This window comes from Mesorhizobium sp. USDA 4132, assembly GCF_056279545.1.
On the sequence record NZ_JBWCCP010000001.1, the window covers coordinates 599,563 to 616,003 of the forward strand.

A 16,441-nucleotide genomic window follows, 5' to 3' on the forward strand; every position below is an offset into this window, starting at 1 on the left:
TAAGCAGACCGGTTTCGCACCCGGTCTTTTTAGCCACTTATTTAACGTGGCTGCAAGCCGACCGGCCAAATCACCACGGGATAAGAGTGGCATAGCGCCGCGCCCCGCTTGCGTCAATGGCTCGCATTTGGTTTTGTTCGCCTCGAAAACTTGAGAGAGACATGATGGCTCGCGAAACAGGAATTTTGGCGGACCGCGCGATCGCGGCGCTTTTCGACAGTGGACGGCTGATTTCCGAACGTGAGTTGGATCGGGACCAGGTCCAGCCGGCAAGCCTGGACCTGCGCTTGAGTGCCAAGGCTTTTCGCGTCCGCGCCAGCTTCATGCCGGGCCCGACGAGCCTGGTCTCCGATAAGCTCGATCGGCTGAAGCTGCACGTTATCGACCTTTCCGAAGGTGCGGTCTTGGAAACCGGCTGCGTCTACATCGTGCCGCTGATGGAGCGGCTCGATCTGCCGGCCAATATGTCTGCCTCCGCCAATCCGAAAAGCTCCACCGGCCGGCTCGACATCTTTACCCGCGTCATCACCGATTACGCGCAGGAGTTCGACAAGATCCCGACCGGTTATTCCGGGCCGCTCTATCTCGAAATCTCGCCGCGTACCTTCCCGATCGTGGTGCGCCGCGGCTCGCGTCTGTCGCAGATACGCTTCCGGGTCGGCAATGCGCTGCTGAGCGAGCCGGACCTCCTGCAACTCCACAACGACGAAACCCTGGTCGCATCCGCCAAGCCAAATGTCTCAGGCGGCGGCATCGCCCTGTCGATCGATCTGTCCGGCGATAGCGTCGGCCTGATCGGTTATCGCGGCAAACACCACACGGCCGTCGTCGACGTCGATAAGAAGGCGCAGCACGACATCTTCGATTTCTGGGAGCCGCTTTACAGCCGCGGCCGCAACGAACTGATCCTCGATCCGGACGAATTCTATATCCTCGTCTCGCGCGAAGCGGTGCACGTGCCGCCGCTCTATGCCGCCGAAATGACACCGTTCGATCCGCTGGTCGGCGAGTTCCGCGTCCATTATGCCGGTTTCTTCGATCCGGGTTTCGGCCACGAGGCGGCAGGGGGACGGGGCAGCCGGGCGGTGCTCGAAGTGCGTAGCCACGAAGTGCCCTTCATCCTCGAAGACGGCCAGATCGTCGGTCGCCTTGTCTATGAACACATGATGGACAAGCCCGAAGGCATGTACGGCACGGGTCTCGGCTCCAACTATCAGGCCCAGGGCCTAAAACTGTCCAAGCATTTTCGCGCCTGACCTCACCTCCGGCTTGACAGGCGAGGCCGTCTGTTGGAAGTCTGAAACCTGACGCGGGTGTAGCTCAATGGTAGAGCAGCAGCTTCCCAAGCTGAATACGAGGGTTCGATTCCCTTCACCCGCTCCAGCAACTTCAATAACTTAAAGAAAATCGCGTTTCACTGTTTCACTGCCGTTGCACTGAGGCGGTTCGCCGTTCGTGCTTCAGCGATTCGACGGCTGGTCTCAAGACCATCGCCGCGGCTGTATTTTTTTGTCATCTTCGTTGTCGAGTGCGTCGCCAGTTCGCTGGCAAGCGCCAGGGATCCGGTCGCCTCGACCGTTTCTGAAACCGCGCCTGCGCGCGAATCCATCGACCAGACGTTCGCAGGAACGCCGGCCTTGTCTCTCACTTTCCGGAATTTCTCCGTATAGCGGTTTTCCCAGTACGGCTTGCCGTGATCCTCGTCGATGACGATGGGGCCGATCTCTGGGATAGTGTAGGATTTCAGGGCCTCGGCGACGAGCGGCATGGCATTCAGATCGCGAGCGACCTCTGCGCCATTCTTGCTCGTCTTCAATTTGAGGATGAGGTCCTTGGACAGGCTCTGCGCGGTTGGGCCTCTCCAGCGGAACGCTCCACCTTCCTCTGGCGGCGCCCATTCGCCGATCACGTCGATGCGGCGCAACGCCGATTCGAACTTCAACGCCTCGACAAACCCGATCGAGGGGCATTTGAGCTCCGCGCTCATCTTCACGATTGCGAGGCACTGATCGTAGGTCATTGCGACATCGCGGGATGCAGGAAGTTCAAAGCGCATATCCGACAGGATGTCTCGTGCCTGCTTGCAGCCTCGCAGCCGCTCGCCTGCGCCGTAGGACAGGATGATGCGCAGGAGCTTCATTGCTCCGCTTGCCCGTCGATGACCTTTCTTCCGCCATTGGCTGAACCAGCGATTGAAGTCGGACCCTCGAAGGACATTGATGTCACGATCGCCGACGTTCTTCGTCAGCACTCGCAGGCTTGGCTCATAGTCGCGGATGCGGGTCGAGTGCTTCACGCTATGCCACGAACTCGTCTTGTCGTGGCGATATCGGTCGATCAGCGACTTGATGGTGCCGTCGAACACGGGCTCGGCTCCCGCCTTCCTCACTTCAGCTCGCAGCTGGTTGGTAAGGCGCTGGCATTCGGCCGTGATCTGTTCGTCGGTACTTTCGTCAGGTAAGCGGATGATCGAAAGGCTTTTCGATGCGCCTTTCACCGCTCGCTGCGGGTTCCAGTAATGGACGGGCGTACCGTCCTTCCTTGGCCGGCACTGGTAGCCAGGCCTATCAGTCCTCATCCCAATTCTCCTTTCCATCGGGGGCGAAGTTGCCCGATGGAAGGTTGCCCAGCGAATTGCCCTCGCCGTCAACAAGTTTTTCGGGATCGAGCGGCAAGATGGTCGCGATAAGCGTTTTCATATCCATCTGGACCACGGCGCCCGCTTTGGCGGCCGCCTTGAAAATCCGCTCCATATCAGCCTGCTTGAAGGCCACCTTGCTCACAGGGCGTCCTCCTGGATTTTCTTTTTGTCGCGAAGGCGGACGATAGTAGCGAAAACAACATTCAACGGAAACGAAACGGCGAACCAGACTAGCGCGGCAAGGAAAGCCCGATCAGCGAGGTACGTCGCAACCATGATCGCCGTCAGAAGGTCGATGACATTGTACCGGTGGAGGGTGAGGAATCGAAGCGTTTTCATTTCGACGTTTCTCGCTCTGCGGCAAGCGCGGCCAAGGCGACTAAGCCGACTAAGCCGACAATGACGAGGGGAGGGCCTAATGGTCCAAGCCGCATGACGGCATAGATCATCTGTCTTTCATGACGGCGCTTGCCGCGAACCTGCTGAAGGATGAGCGGTATGTTATGCCGGATGGATTCCGCCCTATTCATGCTCGCCTCCAGCTTTCGTTTGCGGCGATGGGGTAGTGATCATCGCTTCTAAGCGTTCAAGCTCGCAGACGATTTGCTCCACCGTTTCGTGAAGGCGGTTCTTGTCCCGGAGAACATCCTTGATCCGCTCCCGGAGCGTTGCGCCCTCCGGCTTCGCATCACGCTCCCATGGGCGCTCTTGGTCCATCACGCTTCCCATCTCATTCCCCCTGCAATGTTTCGAGGAGAGACGAGATGCGCTCCTCCCGTTGGTGGAGCATCATGGCGAGGTTTCCGACATCGAGCGGGTCGCCCTTCTCCACGTGTTCGCGAAGGAGCTGCGACAGGAAGAGTTGCGAGCACTCGTCTTTGTCTTCCCAGCCGCCTCGACCTTCATCGCGCTTTCTGGCGAGCTTGGCTTTCATGGCGGCGGCAAAGCGATCAACCGCGATGTCGTCGGGGTGAAAGTCGTCCAGCGAACTGGTGGCTTTCGGTGGCTTCGTAAGATCGGCATCCGGCTCGAATAAGAGGCGTAACGCTGAAAAGAAGTGCCCCTGAGATGCGAGTTCACGGGCGGGGCTTGGCAGGTTAGCTAGACCAGACCAATTCTCGTAAAGAACGCGAGCCGCAATCTCCGGGGTCACCCGCACATTCGGTTGGGGCGGTGGTGAGGCTTCGAAAATCCTGCGAAGGCCGTCGATCTCATCGGAGAGCGGGTCGCCTTCCCAGCCCGGCATCATATTCGAACGAAATTCCGTGTCGGCTTCCAAGACAGCCGCGACGGCCAAGCGCAGCATATGTTCCTGGGGCGATGCAGATCGGATATGTCTCGCTTCCTGCCGCTGGTTCTCCGCAGCGCGCCGGTAATGGGCTGGATTTTCGCAAGCCGGATCGGCGGCGCGGGCTTCGTATACCGACGCCATGCGGTCGTAGTTGGCTGCGGCTTGCTCGATCTCCGCAGCAGTGAAGCCGACCCTATGTGATGAGGGCGGTGGGGAGAACGACGAGACGTAATCGTTGACGAGTTTGGCAAGCACGGTGAGCTGCTGCTCATCAGACTTGAGAATGAAAATATCGAAGTTGTGGTTATACCGCTTCCACTTGTCGTCGCCCGACTTGCCCGGATTGATGATGCCTGCCTGCTCCAAAGCTGAGCGATCGGTGTTGGTGAAGAAGTACGCGAGGTCCGTGAGCATCTTTGGTGTGAAGGTCATAGTTGGGCTACCTCCGGGAAAGCGTTGTGCTCGACACCGTCGAGAAGGCGGCCGGCCGCTGATTTTCCGACCTTGATCATCGATTGGAGCGGGGACGAAAAATTTCCCGGATAATATTCCGAGCCGTTCTGCATCACGTGCGCGATCGGGCGCCGGTCCGGATTGCCGTCGATCGGGCGCCACGGAAGCCATTCACCGTTCTGCTTGTGGTGGAATGGAATCCCAGCGGCTGCGCTCTGATCCCGCAGGGACCGGAACCAATCGGGATGCGTCGGCCTGGAGGGATGCCCGATCTGGTCAGACTCGCCGCCGGTGATGATCCAGTCGGGCATATATTCCCGCGGGACCACGGTCGGACCAAGTACGGGTTCAAGGCTGCCGAACGTGAACAACGGCCGCAGCTCGATGCGGGCCACCTTCAGCGCTGGAAAATTGTAGTCCGCCCGCTTCTGATCCTCGGTCGTCGTGCCAAGTGCGGCGTTAGCCGGCAGGCCGCCGGCTGCATCCGAGAGCTTGACGATGTTCTGGGGTCGTTTCGTCAGAAGCAGATAGACGAGGTTCGGCGTGCGGCGCATGACGTCGAAAGCCTCGGTCCGCCACTGCGGGTCGACCTGGTTGTCGAAGATATCGGCGAGGCTGGCACAGAACACAAACGGCCGGTCTCCCGCCACTTCGGCGTGGCGCTGCCATCGGAACGGCTGCCTCCAGTTTGCAACGCCGGTGCGGACCCGATCGGCTTTGGGTCCCCACTTCACCTTGCTGTAGCGCTTGTCCATGAGCGCCTCGGCATAACAGCCGTCACAAGCAGGACTGACCTTGGTGCAGCCCATCCATGGATTCCAAGTGTGGTGCGTCCACGATATCGCGGAATTCTCTGCCATCACGCGGCCTCCGGCTCACACGCACGGAGATCGATGGCGATCTGCCACGCGCGGCTACAGATGTCGTTCAGGGACGTCCGGCGGCGGTCGTGATATTCGGCTCGGAACTGCTGGCGCTGCTCGGCAGACATCCCTTCAACCGCCTTCTCGAATAGAAATCGTTCATGCCTGTCGGCGACCAGGAGCGAATCCCATGCGTCGGCATAGCCGGCGATGCGGTCGGCGCTGGCAAAAATTGCGTCGCGAATGGCGGCCGCATTTTCGATCGAAGGGGCTTCGTCCGTTTCCTCATCGTGGACGAAAAGCATCGAATTACGAAACACGGCAGCCATGCACGCGGCTTCGTCCAGCGTGGCGCGGAATGTGATGCAGTCGGACGGGTTGATGAGCCGATAAAGACGTGTCGCCTCAACCATTGGTGTGACCCTCCGTCAGCGCCCGGACATGCATCGAGACGCGCGGAAGCGGAATGCGGACGACGTGGCTGCCGTTGTCGCCCTGGACGTGCTTATGCAGCACGATGCGATGGGCGTCCGAAAGCTCACGGCTGAAGGGCTCGGCGGCAAGCCAGGTCCGCTTTTTCGCATAGATCAGGCCGGCGACCGCGCCATATGCCTGGCTTCCGTGGCGATTGGCGATGGCGCCGGGACGCTCGCCGGACAGGAAGGCCTTGCGAATGGCGTCCTCGTCTATCGTCCACACCGTCAGTCTCGTATCAACTCTGCTCATGATGCGCTCCTCAGAAGCCCGTTTCGGATGCCGCCGCGCGTGTCCGCGCCTCAAGGCGCGGGGCGGCGGTCACCGAAGTGGGCTTAGGAGGACATTTCCGGGCTGCCCTGGAATGCCGGCAGATCGGTTTCGCTGGCGGCCCGGTCGAGATCACGGATCACCTGCTCGGTGATGTAGATGTCGGGGCGATAGAGCTGATAGAACCAGGCGACTGCGCCGCCGCCCTGCGGCAACCGGTAGCGAAGTCGCACCGGCACGCGTGCCTTTTCGCCCTGATAGAAAGGCGCAACCGAGATCATGAACAGGCTCGGCACTACGATCTTGCCGCCCTTCGTGTCTCTCGCGGTATGAGTTTCTTCCCAGGCGATCTCGCCTTCGCCGGTTGCCAGCGTTACAGCGCTGCTGGCCTTGGTCTCGGCGTGGATTTTGAGGCCGCGCGACAGCATCTGCAGCTCGTTCGGATAGGCCATCTTGCCACCAAGCAGTTCCTGCCAATAGGTGACCTCGTCATCATGCGGCGAAGCAAGATCGGCGCGGTGATCTTCGATGAACTCGGCGAACTGCGTCTGGTTGAGCACCTTTCCGTTGTTCGCGACCCAGGCGGACCACTCTTCCGTCAGGGGGAACGGATATTTGATACGGTGCTTGCAATTGTCGGCCGGTCCGCCGCTTTCGTTCTGATGATAATCGATGATGGCCGTCAGAGACGGGCTCTTCCAGTTCGTATCGGCGAAGATGACGCTGTGGGAGGTCGCGTGGCGCTTGGTGAGGTTGATGAAACTCTCCAGCACGTTGACGGTCGCCGATCCGGACTTACGTTCGGGCGATGTGCGCCACTCGTCGAGCAAGGATTTCAGGCTGATCGGGCGCCCGGACTGGCGATCGATGAAGACGGGAATGCTAGCCGGTAGGCCAAGCGCTTCAGCGAGGTTCGTAACCAGGGTGATTTCCGAGCCTGCTTTATCGCAGAGCAGTTTCAGGTCTTGGAGGTCGGGGGATGCGGCGAGGTTGAGCAACGGCTGTGCCGCGCTTTCGAGCAACGCGCTGTCGGTTTCGGTCTTCGTCATGGTCATTTACCTTTGCTGACGGGGTGGGTTAGCGGGTGTGGACGATCTCGCGAGGGCCGCCGATCATGTCCATCTGTTGGGGGTGCTCGGTGGAAAGGCCGCCGTCTTCGGTCGTGAAGTAGACGGTGGTCCGGCGCTTCAGTTCTGGAAGCTTGGGGGCCGGGATCTTCGGATTGATCTCCACCATCTCTCCGCCGTCCTCGACCAGAAGGTCGAGATGCAGCGAAACGCGGGATTTGAAACTTCCGCGGGGGTTGTCCCTCGACATGTCCAGCAGAGCCTTGATCGTCGAGGTGAGCTGCGCGCTCAGATCTTCATTGACCTTGCCGGATTCCAGCATGGTCAACAGGGTTTTGGCGTCACGAATTTTCATGGGTTTGTCCCCGGTTGCCTCTCGGGGCCGGCCCGAGGGTGACGAACGTTTGCCTGTCGCCAGTCAGAGGCGGCGGGCGATCTCGAAGCCGATGTAGAAGACGATCGTGCTGAGGAAGGTGAATTCGACAGCGCGCGTCCGCCAGAACTGGACGGTCGCGAGGATGTCGAGCAGATCCTTGCGGCTCTGCTGCCGACGCGCCTCGACGGCAAACGGGATGACGCGGATGGTGTTCATGCCGACACCTGTTCGGCGATGCGCTTGGTCTTGGTGATCTTGATGCCGGGAAACCGCTTCTCGACATACTTGCCGGCATCTGCGGCGGACGCTGCGAGAACGTCATGCTTGGTGCCGTCCGCGAGGTGAACGCGGAACTGCGTCTGCGGCTGGGCCTTTGCCGCAGCTGCGGGCGGGTTCTTTAGGTTGAGCCCGCGCTGGTCGAAGATGTGATCGGATGCCGGCATGGACGTCAGATCCGGTTTTCGAAATTGCCGGCGCGGAGGGCCGGGACGGAAATCCGGGTCTGGACAGTGCTGAGCGTGACGGCGCGGGCGCGGGCATCGTCGGCTACTGCCTTCAGCTGGACCTCGGTGATGCCGAGGCAGGACTTGAGGTCGTCGGAAGTGCAGCCTTCGCCGAGCCGGCGCATCGCTTCGGCAACGCAGGCGACCTGCTCGTCGCGGTTCCTGCAAAGGGGGTAGGCGTTATGGTTCTGGATCTGCTGGCGCATGGTTCTCTCCATCTTGAGGGGGACCCCGCTGGATGGGCGCGCGATTTGTGGTGGCGCGCCGATCCCTCTCGTTGCGGGGTATCCTCGCCGGGGTGCGGCTTGGATGAAATGGAAATTAAATCCAATTTATGGAAAGGTCAATTGCTTGTTGGATTTATTTTCCAACTTGCTGATTCGCCTAGACTCTCGGTTGCGCTTATGGATTCAGTAGGAACCAAAGGAGAACAAAATGCAGATGGAGATGAGCCGAGAGGTGCGGATTTTTGAGCTGCACATTCGATGTGAGAACTGCCTTCGGGAATCCTTGAGGGCTGTCGAGGTTCCGAACGTGGACGATGCGCCGTCTGACGAGGACGAGTTGATGGAAAGCGGCTTCCTAGGATCGTTGCGGTTTTCCTGTCGCCGTTGTGAGGGAACGATTGGACGCCTGTTCGGGGTATCGCGCAGGCGATCCTAAAGAGGAACCTCGTTCTGTATCTTCCTCACAAGCGCGATGACTTCAACTGTGGTGCCTTCGTCGGCTGCCATGTCACGCTGCACCACAATCGGCTTATGTTTGGGGTTGGTCGACCTCGGGTGGAATTCAGTCCGGTCCTGGTATATTTCAACCTGTTTTACGGACCATTCGCGGATATGTCCGCCGTCTCGTGTGCGCTCAACCACCACAACCATTCGGTCTCTCAAGGGTACCTCGTGCGCAACATCCTCATATACAACGCACACGACACGGTCACCAGGCAAGATCGCTCGCGGACGGAGATCGTTCATTGAATCTCCACCGACATTGAAGATAAGCAAGCGGGCGTTTGGGAATCGTTCGTCGGGCGACAAAGTCATGTACTCACTCTCGGACTGATCGAATTGATCCACCTCCCGAAAGGTTCCGGCCTCTACCGTTCCGACGATTGCTGCCGATGTCATACGCTCGCGTACCGGGAATGCATCGGCATCCGCGGCGTCCAGTCCGTCCCGTAGCCAAAGGAGCGGCTTGCTCACTGTGTCTGCGAGCTTCTGCATGACATCGCCGCGAGGTTGATCAATGTCCCCCCGCAGGTATTTATTGATGTTGTCGTAAGGCACGCCTGAACGGCGAGCCAACTCAGCCTTATTCCAGCCAAGTTCCCTGCGGGCTTGATCAAGTCGTTTCCACCATTCCATATCAAGCATCATAGTTCCGGATAAAAATTCCGGATTGGATTTCCGGCGCCTTGTAATTGGATTTATAATCCAGTATTTGTTCAGCATGAGTGAAGCTCTTTCGATCAGGGACGTCATTAAGGTAGCTGGGGGGCCGGCGGCTGTTCAGGCCGAGCTGGAGAGGCGAGGCCACGACCTGACGCGCGATGCGATTTACAAGTGGCCGAAAACCGGCGTCCCGGATCGCTACTGGGATGCTCTGATTCAACTTACCGACCTCGGCCCCGCAGAACTTTATCAGGCCAACTGCGCGGCTCGCGAACAGACAGTGCTTCAGGAGGCCGCAGAATGATGAGCCTCTTTCATAAGTTCCTCCCGCGCGGCTTTTCAGGCATAGGCCGCGCCAACTGTCGCCGGAGTGGCGGACCTCGAAGCTCCGGCGACTTTCTTTTCCTGCAGATGACATGCGGTCCCCCGTGATTTGACAGGCGGATCTTAGGCCGCCTCGAAGCGGCATTCACGGAATCAAACCATCCACCTTTTTTCCTTGACCGATTTTCAGGGGTATTTTCGTGCGCTCACTCGACGCCAAAGAACAGGAAGCTCTCAAGGCCGCGACGGCCGCGAGCTATGACGCCATCGGCGGGGTTAGCCGCGCCGCCGATGCGATTGGGGTCGCCTCGTCGACCCTGACGAAATACGCCTCGACCGGATCGGAATGGGTATCGAGCTACATCCGTCTCGACCTTGCCGTGGCGCTGGATCGGCGGACTTCGCATCCCTTCTTCCTCGATGCCATGAACCGCCTGGTTCGCAACGAACCGATCGCGCCGGCAACGTCGCTCACGCCGACCGCAGTCCTAAAACTCGATGGGGTGCTTGACGACGTCGTGCGTGAGGTCGTGCGCGCGATCGAGGACGGGAGGATCGATGCTGCCGAGCGGGCCGCAGTGCGCAGCCGCATCGTCGCCGCCCAGCAGGATCTCGCGCGGCTCTTTTCAATGATGGGAGGATGAGATGGGAAATGTCTCCGACAAGGCGCGGGCATTCGTCAACCTCGTGGCGAGCAATCTCCCCGAAGGCGACGACGAAGCGCTTGGCGCGGCCGCCACGGCTTGCGCCTATGCCTGCATCAAGCGTGGCCACGACGACGTCGACGCGCATGTCGCGCTGCAGGCGGCGCTGGATGGGTTGCGCCACAGGATGAATGACGACGGCGGGGTTCTTCAATGACCGCCACGATCATCCAGCCGATCGGTGGCCATGCCCGCGCCTTCCTGCGGCAGGCCGTTATGAATTCGGGCGCGATCTGCGTCACGGGTGCCGATGAATTGGCGCTGGCCGGAGAATGTTTCTCCGCCGGGTATCTCGATCATGGTGTCGGCGACCGCTTCACCTTTGTCATCACCGAAAAGGGCAAGGATTATCTCCGGCGCCTCGCGAGGTGCGAGTGATGGCCTATTCTGGAAAGAAGCCTTTTGCCGTCCCTGGCGCTCGCGGGCTCGAAATCATCCGCACTGCGGTAGCGGGCGGCATATTCGATGACGGCAAGCGGCAATCCGACCGGCAGGCAGCGGCGAAGGCCAACGGGAACGGCTATCTCGACCGCGATTCGAAGGACGGGGCGAAGTGGTATCCGACCGAAAAGGCGCGGCAGATGCTGGCCTGGCTGGAAAGCCAGATCGCCGGTGGCGTCGCCGTGCCGGTTGCGTCCGCTGGTGAACCGGCCGGATCGGGCGTCGCGGCGATGGAGGCAAAACTGGGCGCAGCTCGGGCTTTGCTCGCCCATGGCGACGTGATGGCGGCGCGGGAACTTGCTGAGGGCATTTATGAGCAGGCGAAGGCCGGCGGGCGATTCTCGGCCCGGTTCAGGCTGAAGGAAAGCCTTGAGGCCTGCCACCGTATCCAGGCGGACGCGCTGAGCATCGAAGTCCGCACGAAAATGCGGATTGCCGAGGAGTGGGAGAAGGCAAAGGCGGAAGGCAAGACGTTGAAAGGTCGCCCGAAAAGCGTTCCGGACGAGAACGCTTTCACGGCCGAAGAAGCTGGCCTGACCCGAAAGGATCTGCACTACGCGAAACAGCTGCTGGAAGCAGACCGGCGTGAGCCTGGTATTGCCGAACGGGCGATTGCCGCACGGCTGCAGGCCGGCCTCGAACCTTCCCGGTCCAACCTGCGCGCCTCGATCGGCACCAAGACGGCGACCAAGGAAGAGCGCGGCGACAATCTCTACCAGACCGGTCCGGAAGCAATGTTCACGCTTCTGGGACTGGAAAGCTTCTGCTCGACGATATTCGAGCCCGCGTGCGGCAAGGGCGCAATCGTGCGGCATCTGGAGGCGGCGGGTTGGGATGATCTCATCCTCGCCGACCTCATTGACTACGGTACAGCCGACCAGTTCGGCGAGGTCCAGAAGGTCGAGGATTTTCTCACGTCGGCGCCGCCTGATGTTGATGGAGATTTCGATATCGTCACCAACCCGCCTTACGGGACGGTGTTGAACGCTTTCGTCGCGCATGCGCTGCGCGTCCATCGCCCGCGCAAGATGGCCCTTCTGTTAAACGTCAACTTCTTCGGCGGGTTCGACGACGACGACCGGAATTTCGCACTCGACGAATGCTCGCCCGCGCGGATCTGGTGGTTCTCACGGCGGCTTCCGATGATGCACCGCGAGGGCTGGGAGGGCAACAAGGCCAACAGCAGCATGAACACGGCGTGGTTCATCTGGGAGATGCAGCCGGACGGAACGTATGCGACGCCGACGACCATCCGGCGGGTCGATTGGAAGGATTATGTGCCGGCGGACCTGGCGGCCGTGGTGGATGACGAGGCCGAAGCGCGGCAGCCGGAAAGCGAGGACGCATGACCGATGCGACTGCGCATGCCGACCGGGAAAGGGAAAAGCTCAAGCTCAACAAGCTGCGCGACATTGCGGGTCGCGTGGCTGGTGATGTCTGGGACATGGAGGCCGATCGGGACGGCATCCATGTGATTTCGCGGAGGGCGACAGGGGAAGAGGTCAAAATCCTCACGATCCACCACGAAGCTTTGCCGGACGAGCAGGATCTGATCGCCGGCGCGCTTGACCACCTATTCTTCTTCCTCGGGTTCGTCGGCCGCGCCGTTCAGCGCGTGCGGGAATTGCAGGCCGAGCTGGACCGTTTGATCGGCCGCAAACGTGCCGAGAACTACGGCTTTATCGCGAAATCGCTCTGCGAGAAGACGTCATTCTGGCGCTTCCTTGAAACGCGAGGGATCGACGGCGTGATCACCTCCCGCATCGCGGCCGAAACCCGAATGAAGGGCCTGCTCAACATTTCCTCGAAAGCGGAACTGAACAGCGACGAGGCTGCGCGCAAGCGCTTCTTCCATCTGCGCGCCGATTACTACACCTGGCAGAGGGGTGGAGCGGCATGAGCGTTTATGTCGACGATATGGCGGCGGCATTCGGAAACATGGTGATGTGCCACATGTGGGCCGACACCGAGCAAGAACTGCTTGCAATGGCCGATCGGATCGGCGTGCAGCGGAAGTGGATTCAGGGGCATCCAACGCTTTCCTTCGGAAAGCACCGCAACGCGAGCTGGGTACATTTCGACATAGCCAAGTCGAAGCGGGCGCTTGCGGTGAGGGCAGGTGCGATCGAGACCGACAGGTTCGGACCTGTACTTCATTCCGCGCGTCTGCGGTTGGCTGTGGCGGTCGAACGCGGCGACGAGGAATGGGCTGAGCGCGAGAAAGGCCGGATAGCTCAGATCGAGGCGCTCCGGGCCGAACGGCAGGAAAGGCTGCCGTTATGATCTTCAGAACGTTCCCAGAAGAGCGAATCTCGTCGGGCGGCATCTCGGCGGTAGCCTATCGCATAGACTGCTCGGGTTGCCCGGCAGTGGGTTTTTACCCGCAGAAACGGGGCGGCGTACCCAGGCCGCCGCCTGCCATTACCGAGCATTTTCGCGGCATGAACTGGATCGTCGGCAGCTCGCCGCGAAAGGATCTCTGCCCAGCCTGCGCCAAGCGCCGCAAACCCCGGAAGGAAAAGAGCATGGACCAGACCGTCAAGGCCACCAGGCCCGTGGCGGAGCCGCCGCGTGAATGCACGCGTGAGGACCGTCGCATCATCATGGAAAAGCTCGACGAGGTATATGGCAAGGATGCCTACAAGGCGCCCTGGACGGATAACGCGGTCGCCAAGGATCTCGGCGTACCGCGCGATTGGGTCTTAAAACTGCGCGAGGAATTCTTCGGGCCGGCAGGCTCGAACCCGCTGTTTGACGAATATCTGGAAAAGCAGGCGGCTCTTGCCGCGCAGGCGTCGACGGTCTGCGATCTAGCCAAGCGGGCGGATGTCGCCGCCTCCGACTGCCGGAAGGCATGGGAGGATATGGTGCCGAAGCTTGACGAGCTGCGCCTGTTGTCCAAGCGCATCGAACGGGAGATCGGCCGGTGAAATACCGCCTGCTTCGCCCTGATATCGCCGACTGTACCGGCCATCGCGAAATGGCGGCCTGGCTGCTGGCCTGCCCGTTTTCGACGATGATTTCCGACGAGGCATTCATCCGCCGCTGGCTTCAGATGGCGGGTTTTCGCGAGGGGCTCGGCTACCTCGACACCATTCTTTCCATCCTGCGCGAGGACCGGCGCGAGGACGGGAATCTTCTTCACATCATGAGCTTTTCCGCTGCGAACGGGCGTCTTTGGCGCGTCGCGGATGGCGTGACGACGGACGATGAGGGGCGCGGATGAGCCACAAAGCGACCATGTGGGCCGTCACGGTGCGCGGCATCACTTGTGCGGAAGCGCGGGTGCTGTGGCATCTCGCTGACTGCCATAATCCTGTCGAGGGATGCTTCCCTTCCCAAGATTACCTTGCTGAAGCCTGCGAGATTGACGAGCGGACGGTGCGCCGGCTGCTGGCTAATCTGCGAGGAAAGAGCCTCATAAATTGGACTGAGCAGCGCGACGGGAAGTATCGCAAAAACAACCGGTATGCCCTTGCCTTCGAAGATGGGTTCCGTGCCGCGCCGACAGAAGATCAACCGGACAATTTGCCCGGTTCAAATTCGGCTTCAACCGGACAAATCGAGCAGTTTGAACCGGACATTTCTGACAGTTTGAACCGGACACTGGAGTCCTCTAAAGAGAAACCTGTAATAGAACCGGTAATATTAACCGAGAGAGAGGGCGCATGCGCTGGCTCGGATGAAGATCCGAAAAAAATAGAGCGCAAGTTCAAGGCCTGGTACCCGACCTGGCCAACATATCTTTCGAGCAGCGAAGAGGCAGCCCGTCGCGCCTTCCATGCCCTTTCGCCTGAAGATCGGGCCGCATGCATCGAACGCACGCCAGCGTTCATCGCAGCAGTGAGGGCGACCAAGACCGCCAAGTTCACATTCGCGGCCGTCTACCTCGCCGATCGCGCCTGGCGTCGGCTTGAAGACCCGAAAGACGAGATCGCGCCGCCGACCATGCACAAGGCATTCAGCCGGCCGTGGACGGCGCTGTTCCTCGCCGAGCTCTCCAAGCCCATGTCGACGACGGGATGGCCGGCGCTGACGCACTTTCAGCGAAACCAGATGCGTGATGCCGAAGAAGCTCGAAAGCTGGAGCGGGAGCGCACGGCGAAATACGGGTGGCCCAAAGCCTCGGCCATGGTGACGGACGGAAAGGCCGTATCCGTTCCTCCGAAGCTGGTCTCTCTATCAGAAAGCTTCGAGCGAATGCGCCGTGGTGACGAGCGATACCTGCGTTGGCAAGGGCTGCACGAACGCATGGGATGGCCGTGGTTCCCGGATGGCGATCACGAGTGGTTCTTCTTCCCGGCGGGCGAGCCGGAAGACGCGATGGCGGAATTTCAGGCACGGTTGAACGAGGGCAAGGGCGATGTTGATGCAGCGTAGGATCACGATGATGCACGAAGGCAATGAAGTGGACGTGACGCGGGGCATGGAGAAGATCGCGAGGGATGTGCGGGAGATGGGTGAAGAGGCAACGAATCGGCACGCCGCATGCGTCGATCGCGTCTATGAAAAGCTCTGGGAGGCGCGCTGGTACTGCCTGCAGGTCAAGAAAGATTGCGAAACGTCTGTGGAAAATGCCTTGCGGCTTTCGCGTATCGAGGCGTTTATGCCGCGTGAATTGCTGGTCGAAGTGCGTCGTGGGCGCAAGGTCGAACGCAATGTTCCTTGCTTTCCGGGCTACATGCTGGTGCGCATCGTGCCATCTGCAGCGGCCTTCCTGGGGCTGAAAAGCCATGATCATGTCGTCGATATCGTTGGCAGCAAGAGCGGTTCCTATCATGTGATTCGGGACGCGGATGTCGATGTTTTCAGACGGTTTTGCGAAAATACCGAGGCGCCGCGGGTGGCTGTCGACAAGACGATGAAGGATGGTGACAGGGCCGATATTGTCATGGGTCCGTTCGCCGGGTTCATGTGTGTCGTCACCTCGGTGAAGTGGTGCCGGGAAGCCAAGGCCAGCGTACGCATCGATGTCCAGGGACGGTCCTTCGACCTTGCCAGCATCCCTCTTGCGTTCCTGAAGAAGGTGTGAGAGTCGTATCAGCATTGGACACGTAGGAGTGTCTCACCGTCATCATCGCCCGACTTGATCGGGCCAGACGACGCCGAAAGGTGTCACGGAACAGGGCCTCCTACCCCAGCTTTGACGGCCTCGAAACGGAGGCGCCGACTCAAGGCAAGTGCTACCGCTATGAGCAGATGATGAGGCGACCGAGAGGTCGCCTTTGTCATGTCTAGAGTATGGCGCCTCGTCTCACCACACTGAAGCCGAAGCTATCCACTCTCGCACCTCGTATCGGTCGACTCCCTAATGATGAGCGGGAGCGTCACCGCGAGCGCGACCAGAACCTTGAGCATCGCAAGTGGTACAAGACGGCGCGCTGGCAGAAGCTGCGTATGTCCATTCTGGTTCGTGACCTCTTCATCTGCCAAATGGCCGGATGCGGCAAGATTGAGCCGAACACATCGCAGCTCGTCGCCGACCACAAGAAGCCGCACCATGGCGACGAGGCCTTGTTCTGGGATGAGCAAAACCTGCAGTGCCTTTGCAAGCCATGCCACGACAGGCTGAAGCAGAGGGAAGAGCGAGCGCAGGCTCGATGGTGACCGGCCGAAGGCTCGACCCCTCATAGGGGGGGGCGG

Annotated in this window: 28 protein-coding genes, 1 tRNA gene and 1 riboswitch; of the genes, 15 read left to right on the top strand and 14 right to left on the bottom strand. The window is 60.3% G+C overall.

The features are described 5' to 3' along the window. Positions 1–8: 8 nt before the first annotated feature. A riboswitch (SAM riboswitch) is annotated at positions 9–87 on the bottom strand. Between the two features lie 74 nt (positions 88–161). Further along, on the top strand, positions 162–1,256 hold the full coding sequence (locus ACZ9IU_RS03050) for a 2'-deoxycytidine 5'-triphosphate deaminase (protein WP_038539461.1): 1,095 nt from the start codon (positions 162–164) through the stop codon (positions 1,254–1,256). Positions 1,257–1,309: 53 nt separating this feature from the next. Further along, positions 1,310–1,383, top strand: a tRNA-Gly gene (locus tag ACZ9IU_RS03055). A gap of 31 nt (positions 1,384–1,414) precedes the next feature. Here ACZ9IU_RS03055 and ACZ9IU_RS03060 read toward each other — a convergent pair. The 13 genes from ACZ9IU_RS03060 to ACZ9IU_RS03120 form a co-directional block, all read right to left on the bottom strand. Next, on the bottom strand, positions 1,415–2,365 hold the full coding sequence (locus tag ACZ9IU_RS03060; protein ID WP_157885054.1) for a site-specific integrase: 951 nt from the start codon (positions 2,363–2,365) through the stop codon (positions 1,415–1,417). A 202-nt stretch (positions 2,366–2,567) separates the two neighbouring features. Further along, positions 2,568–2,783 (bottom strand): hypothetical protein, encoded by a 216-nt coding sequence (locus ACZ9IU_RS03065; RefSeq protein ID WP_038539467.1) that lies wholly within the window; start codon positions 2,781–2,783, stop codon positions 2,568–2,570. Then, positions 2,780–2,980: a hypothetical protein gene (locus ACZ9IU_RS03070; protein WP_038539472.1), complete on the bottom strand. Its 201-nt coding sequence runs from the start codon at positions 2,978–2,980 to the stop codon at positions 2,780–2,782. The genes ACZ9IU_RS03065 and ACZ9IU_RS03070 overlap by 4 nt, the downstream gene beginning before the upstream one ends. Before the next feature lie 183 nt (positions 2,981–3,163). Beyond that, the gene (locus ACZ9IU_RS03075) at positions 3,164–3,358 is read right to left on the bottom strand and encodes a hypothetical protein (protein WP_162182326.1); all 195 of its coding nucleotides are present in this window, start codon (positions 3,356–3,358) and stop codon (positions 3,164–3,166) included. A gap of 13 nt (positions 3,359–3,371) precedes the next feature. After that, positions 3,372–4,364, bottom strand: a complete 993-nt coding sequence (locus ACZ9IU_RS03080) for a hypothetical protein (RefSeq protein ID WP_197569339.1) — start codon at positions 4,362–4,364, stop codon at positions 3,372–3,374. Further along, positions 4,361–5,245 carry a phage Gp37/Gp68 family protein gene (locus ACZ9IU_RS03085; protein ID WP_038539484.1) on the bottom strand — a complete coding sequence of 295 codons (885 nt, stop codon included), beginning with the start codon at positions 5,243–5,245 and terminating at the stop codon, positions 4,361–4,363. Before ACZ9IU_RS03085 ends, ACZ9IU_RS03080 begins: the two co-directional genes overlap by 4 nt. Then, a complete protein-coding gene (locus ACZ9IU_RS03090) occupies positions 5,245–5,661 on the bottom strand; it encodes a hypothetical protein (protein ID WP_038539486.1) in 417 nt (138 codons plus the stop codon). The genes ACZ9IU_RS03085 and ACZ9IU_RS03090 overlap by 1 nt, the downstream gene beginning before the upstream one ends. Beyond that, complete coding sequence (locus ACZ9IU_RS03095; protein ID WP_038539489.1) at positions 5,654–5,974, bottom strand: hypothetical protein; 321 nt, start codon at positions 5,972–5,974, stop codon at positions 5,654–5,656. Before ACZ9IU_RS03095 ends, ACZ9IU_RS03090 begins: the two co-directional genes overlap by 8 nt. 83 nt (positions 5,975–6,057) lie before the next feature. Continuing rightward, complete coding sequence (locus ACZ9IU_RS03100) at positions 6,058–7,041, bottom strand: DUF2303 family protein (RefSeq protein WP_080719263.1); 984 nt, start codon at positions 7,039–7,041, stop codon at positions 6,058–6,060. A 28-nt stretch (positions 7,042–7,069) separates the two neighbouring features. Then, positions 7,070–7,414: a YfdP family phage-associated protein gene (locus ACZ9IU_RS03105; protein WP_038539491.1), complete on the bottom strand. Its 345-nt coding sequence runs from the start codon at positions 7,412–7,414 to the stop codon at positions 7,070–7,072. Between the two features lie 63 nt (positions 7,415–7,477). After that, complete coding sequence (locus ACZ9IU_RS03110; protein ID WP_157885055.1) at positions 7,478–7,651, bottom strand: hypothetical protein; 174 nt, start codon at positions 7,649–7,651, stop codon at positions 7,478–7,480. After that, entirely contained in the window at positions 7,648–7,878 is a 231-nt protein-coding gene (locus tag ACZ9IU_RS03115) for a hypothetical protein (RefSeq protein WP_038539495.1), read from the bottom strand. The genes ACZ9IU_RS03110 and ACZ9IU_RS03115 overlap by 4 nt, the downstream gene beginning before the upstream one ends. 5 nt (positions 7,879–7,883) lie before the next feature. After that, positions 7,884–8,144: a hypothetical protein gene (locus tag ACZ9IU_RS03120; RefSeq protein ID WP_038539499.1), complete on the bottom strand. Its 261-nt coding sequence runs from the start codon at positions 8,142–8,144 to the stop codon at positions 7,884–7,886. Between the two features lie 99 nt (positions 8,145–8,243). Here ACZ9IU_RS03120 and ACZ9IU_RS03125 point away from each other — a divergent pair, with 99 nt between their 5' ends. Further along, on the top strand, positions 8,244–8,411 hold the full coding sequence (locus ACZ9IU_RS03125; protein WP_157885056.1) for a hypothetical protein: 168 nt from the start codon (positions 8,244–8,246) through the stop codon (positions 8,409–8,411). Between the two features lie 186 nt (positions 8,412–8,597). Here ACZ9IU_RS03125 and ACZ9IU_RS03130 read toward each other — a convergent pair whose 3' ends face one another. After that, positions 8,598–9,389 carry an XRE family transcriptional regulator gene (locus ACZ9IU_RS03130; protein ID WP_244447465.1) on the bottom strand — a complete coding sequence of 264 codons (792 nt, stop codon included), beginning with the start codon at positions 9,387–9,389 and terminating at the stop codon, positions 8,598–8,600. On the opposite strand from ACZ9IU_RS03130, the gene ACZ9IU_RS03135 reads away from it, so the two are divergent. The 12 genes from ACZ9IU_RS03135 (at position 9,388) to ACZ9IU_RS03190 (ending at position 16,405) form a co-directional block, all read left to right on the top strand. Beyond that, positions 9,388–9,633: a hypothetical protein gene (locus tag ACZ9IU_RS03135; protein ID WP_038548648.1), complete on the top strand. Its 246-nt coding sequence runs from the start codon at positions 9,388–9,390 to the stop codon at positions 9,631–9,633. The two genes, ACZ9IU_RS03130 and ACZ9IU_RS03135, sit on opposite strands and share 2 nt — an antisense overlap. Positions 9,634–9,853: 220 nt before the next feature. Beyond that, complete coding sequence (locus ACZ9IU_RS03140; RefSeq protein WP_038539506.1) at positions 9,854–10,297, top strand: phage regulatory CII family protein; 444 nt, start codon at positions 9,854–9,856, stop codon at positions 10,295–10,297. Position 10,298: 1 nt separating this feature from the next. Further along, a complete protein-coding gene (locus tag ACZ9IU_RS03145) occupies positions 10,299–10,514 on the top strand; it encodes a hypothetical protein (RefSeq protein WP_038539509.1) in 216 nt (71 codons plus the stop codon). Beyond that, positions 10,511–10,735 (top strand): hypothetical protein, encoded by a 225-nt coding sequence (locus ACZ9IU_RS03150; RefSeq protein WP_038539512.1) that lies wholly within the window; start codon positions 10,511–10,513, stop codon positions 10,733–10,735. Before ACZ9IU_RS03145 ends, ACZ9IU_RS03150 begins: the two co-directional genes overlap by 4 nt. After that, positions 10,735–12,147 (top strand): hypothetical protein, encoded by a 1,413-nt coding sequence (locus ACZ9IU_RS03155; protein WP_038539515.1) that lies wholly within the window; start codon positions 10,735–10,737, stop codon positions 12,145–12,147. Before ACZ9IU_RS03150 ends, ACZ9IU_RS03155 begins: the two co-directional genes overlap by 1 nt. Next, complete coding sequence (locus tag ACZ9IU_RS03160; RefSeq protein ID WP_038539518.1) at positions 12,144–12,698, top strand: hypothetical protein; 555 nt, start codon at positions 12,144–12,146, stop codon at positions 12,696–12,698. Before ACZ9IU_RS03155 ends, ACZ9IU_RS03160 begins: the two co-directional genes overlap by 4 nt. After that, positions 12,695–13,081, top strand: a complete 387-nt coding sequence (locus ACZ9IU_RS03165) for a DUF4031 domain-containing protein (protein ID WP_038539521.1) — start codon at positions 12,695–12,697, stop codon at positions 13,079–13,081. Before ACZ9IU_RS03160 ends, ACZ9IU_RS03165 begins: the two co-directional genes overlap by 4 nt. Then, positions 13,078–13,728 carry a hypothetical protein gene (locus tag ACZ9IU_RS03170; protein WP_038539524.1) on the top strand — a complete coding sequence of 217 codons (651 nt, stop codon included), beginning with the start codon at positions 13,078–13,080 and terminating at the stop codon, positions 13,726–13,728. Before ACZ9IU_RS03165 ends, ACZ9IU_RS03170 begins: the two co-directional genes overlap by 4 nt. Continuing rightward, a complete protein-coding gene (locus ACZ9IU_RS03175) occupies positions 13,725–14,024 on the top strand; it encodes a hypothetical protein (RefSeq protein ID WP_038539527.1) in 300 nt (99 codons plus the stop codon). Before ACZ9IU_RS03170 ends, ACZ9IU_RS03175 begins: the two co-directional genes overlap by 4 nt. Beyond that, positions 14,021–15,178, top strand: coding sequence for a helix-turn-helix domain-containing protein (locus tag ACZ9IU_RS03180; RefSeq protein WP_080719264.1), 1,158 nt, complete (start codon positions 14,021–14,023; stop codon positions 15,176–15,178). Before ACZ9IU_RS03175 ends, ACZ9IU_RS03180 begins: the two co-directional genes overlap by 4 nt. After that, positions 15,168–15,830, top strand: coding sequence for a transcription termination/antitermination protein NusG (nusG, locus tag ACZ9IU_RS03185; RefSeq protein WP_244447466.1), 663 nt, complete (start codon positions 15,168–15,170; stop codon positions 15,828–15,830). Before ACZ9IU_RS03180 ends, nusG begins: the two co-directional genes overlap by 11 nt. Positions 15,831–16,039: 209 nt before the next feature. Beyond that, positions 16,040–16,405, top strand: a complete 366-nt coding sequence (locus ACZ9IU_RS03190; protein WP_038539535.1) for an HNH endonuclease — start codon at positions 16,040–16,042, stop codon at positions 16,403–16,405. Positions 16,406–16,441 lie beyond the last annotated feature (36 nt).

Excerpts from the sequence above, each read along its gene's own strand:
- ACZ9IU_RS03050 (WP_038539461.1), top strand. The coding sequence starts at position 162 with ATGATGGCTCGCGAAACAGGAATTTTGGCGGACCGCGCGATCGCGGCG.
- ACZ9IU_RS03070 (WP_038539472.1), bottom strand. The coding sequence starts at position 2,980 with ATGAAAACGCTTCGATTCCTCACCCTCCACCGGTACAATGTCATCGAC.
- ACZ9IU_RS03075 (WP_162182326.1), bottom strand. The coding sequence starts at position 3,358 with ATGGACCAAGAGCGCCCATGGGAGCGTGATGCGAAGCCGGAGGGCGCA.
- ACZ9IU_RS03080 (WP_197569339.1), bottom strand. The coding sequence starts at position 4,364 with ATGACCTTCACACCAAAGATGCTCACGGACCTCGCGTACTTCTTCACC.
- ACZ9IU_RS03085 (WP_038539484.1), bottom strand. The coding sequence starts at position 5,245 with ATGGCAGAGAATTCCGCGATATCGTGGACGCACCACACTTGGAATCCA.
- ACZ9IU_RS03090 (WP_038539486.1), bottom strand. The coding sequence starts at position 5,661 with ATGGTTGAGGCGACACGTCTTTATCGGCTCATCAACCCGTCCGACTGC.
- ACZ9IU_RS03095 (WP_038539489.1), bottom strand. The coding sequence starts at position 5,974 with ATGAGCAGAGTTGATACGAGACTGACGGTGTGGACGATAGACGAGGAC.
- ACZ9IU_RS03100 (WP_080719263.1), bottom strand. The coding sequence starts at position 7,041 with ATGACGAAGACCGAAACCGACAGCGCGTTGCTCGAAAGCGCGGCACAG.
- ACZ9IU_RS03105 (WP_038539491.1), bottom strand. The coding sequence starts at position 7,414 with ATGAAAATTCGTGACGCCAAAACCCTGTTGACCATGCTGGAATCCGGC.
- ACZ9IU_RS03110 (WP_157885055.1), bottom strand. The coding sequence starts at position 7,651 with ATGAACACCATCCGCGTCATCCCGTTTGCCGTCGAGGCGCGTCGGCAG.
- ACZ9IU_RS03115 (WP_038539495.1), bottom strand. The coding sequence starts at position 7,878 with ATGCCGGCATCCGATCACATCTTCGACCAGCGCGGGCTCAACCTAAAG.
- ACZ9IU_RS03120 (WP_038539499.1), bottom strand. The coding sequence starts at position 8,144 with ATGCGCCAGCAGATCCAGAACCATAACGCCTACCCCCTTTGCAGGAAC.
- ACZ9IU_RS03135 (WP_038548648.1), top strand. The coding sequence starts at position 9,388 with ATGAGTGAAGCTCTTTCGATCAGGGACGTCATTAAGGTAGCTGGGGGG.
- ACZ9IU_RS03130 (WP_244447465.1), bottom strand. The coding sequence starts at position 9,389 with ATGCTGAACAAATACTGGATTATAAATCCAATTACAAGGCGCCGGAAA.
- ACZ9IU_RS03145 (WP_038539509.1), top strand. The coding sequence starts at position 10,299 with ATGGGAAATGTCTCCGACAAGGCGCGGGCATTCGTCAACCTCGTGGCG.
- ACZ9IU_RS03150 (WP_038539512.1), top strand. The coding sequence starts at position 10,511 with ATGACCGCCACGATCATCCAGCCGATCGGTGGCCATGCCCGCGCCTTC.
- ACZ9IU_RS03155 (WP_038539515.1), top strand. The coding sequence starts at position 10,735 with ATGGCCTATTCTGGAAAGAAGCCTTTTGCCGTCCCTGGCGCTCGCGGG.
- ACZ9IU_RS03160 (WP_038539518.1), top strand. The coding sequence starts at position 12,144 with ATGACCGATGCGACTGCGCATGCCGACCGGGAAAGGGAAAAGCTCAAG.
- ACZ9IU_RS03165 (WP_038539521.1), top strand. The coding sequence starts at position 12,695 with ATGAGCGTTTATGTCGACGATATGGCGGCGGCATTCGGAAACATGGTG.
- ACZ9IU_RS03170 (WP_038539524.1), top strand. The coding sequence starts at position 13,078 with ATGATCTTCAGAACGTTCCCAGAAGAGCGAATCTCGTCGGGCGGCATC.
- ACZ9IU_RS03180 (WP_080719264.1), top strand. The coding sequence starts at position 14,021 with ATGAGCCACAAAGCGACCATGTGGGCCGTCACGGTGCGCGGCATCACT.
- nusG (WP_244447466.1), top strand. The coding sequence starts at position 15,168 with ATGCAGCGTAGGATCACGATGATGCACGAAGGCAATGAAGTGGACGTG.
- ACZ9IU_RS03190 (WP_038539535.1), top strand. The coding sequence starts at position 16,040 with ATGGCGCCTCGTCTCACCACACTGAAGCCGAAGCTATCCACTCTCGCA.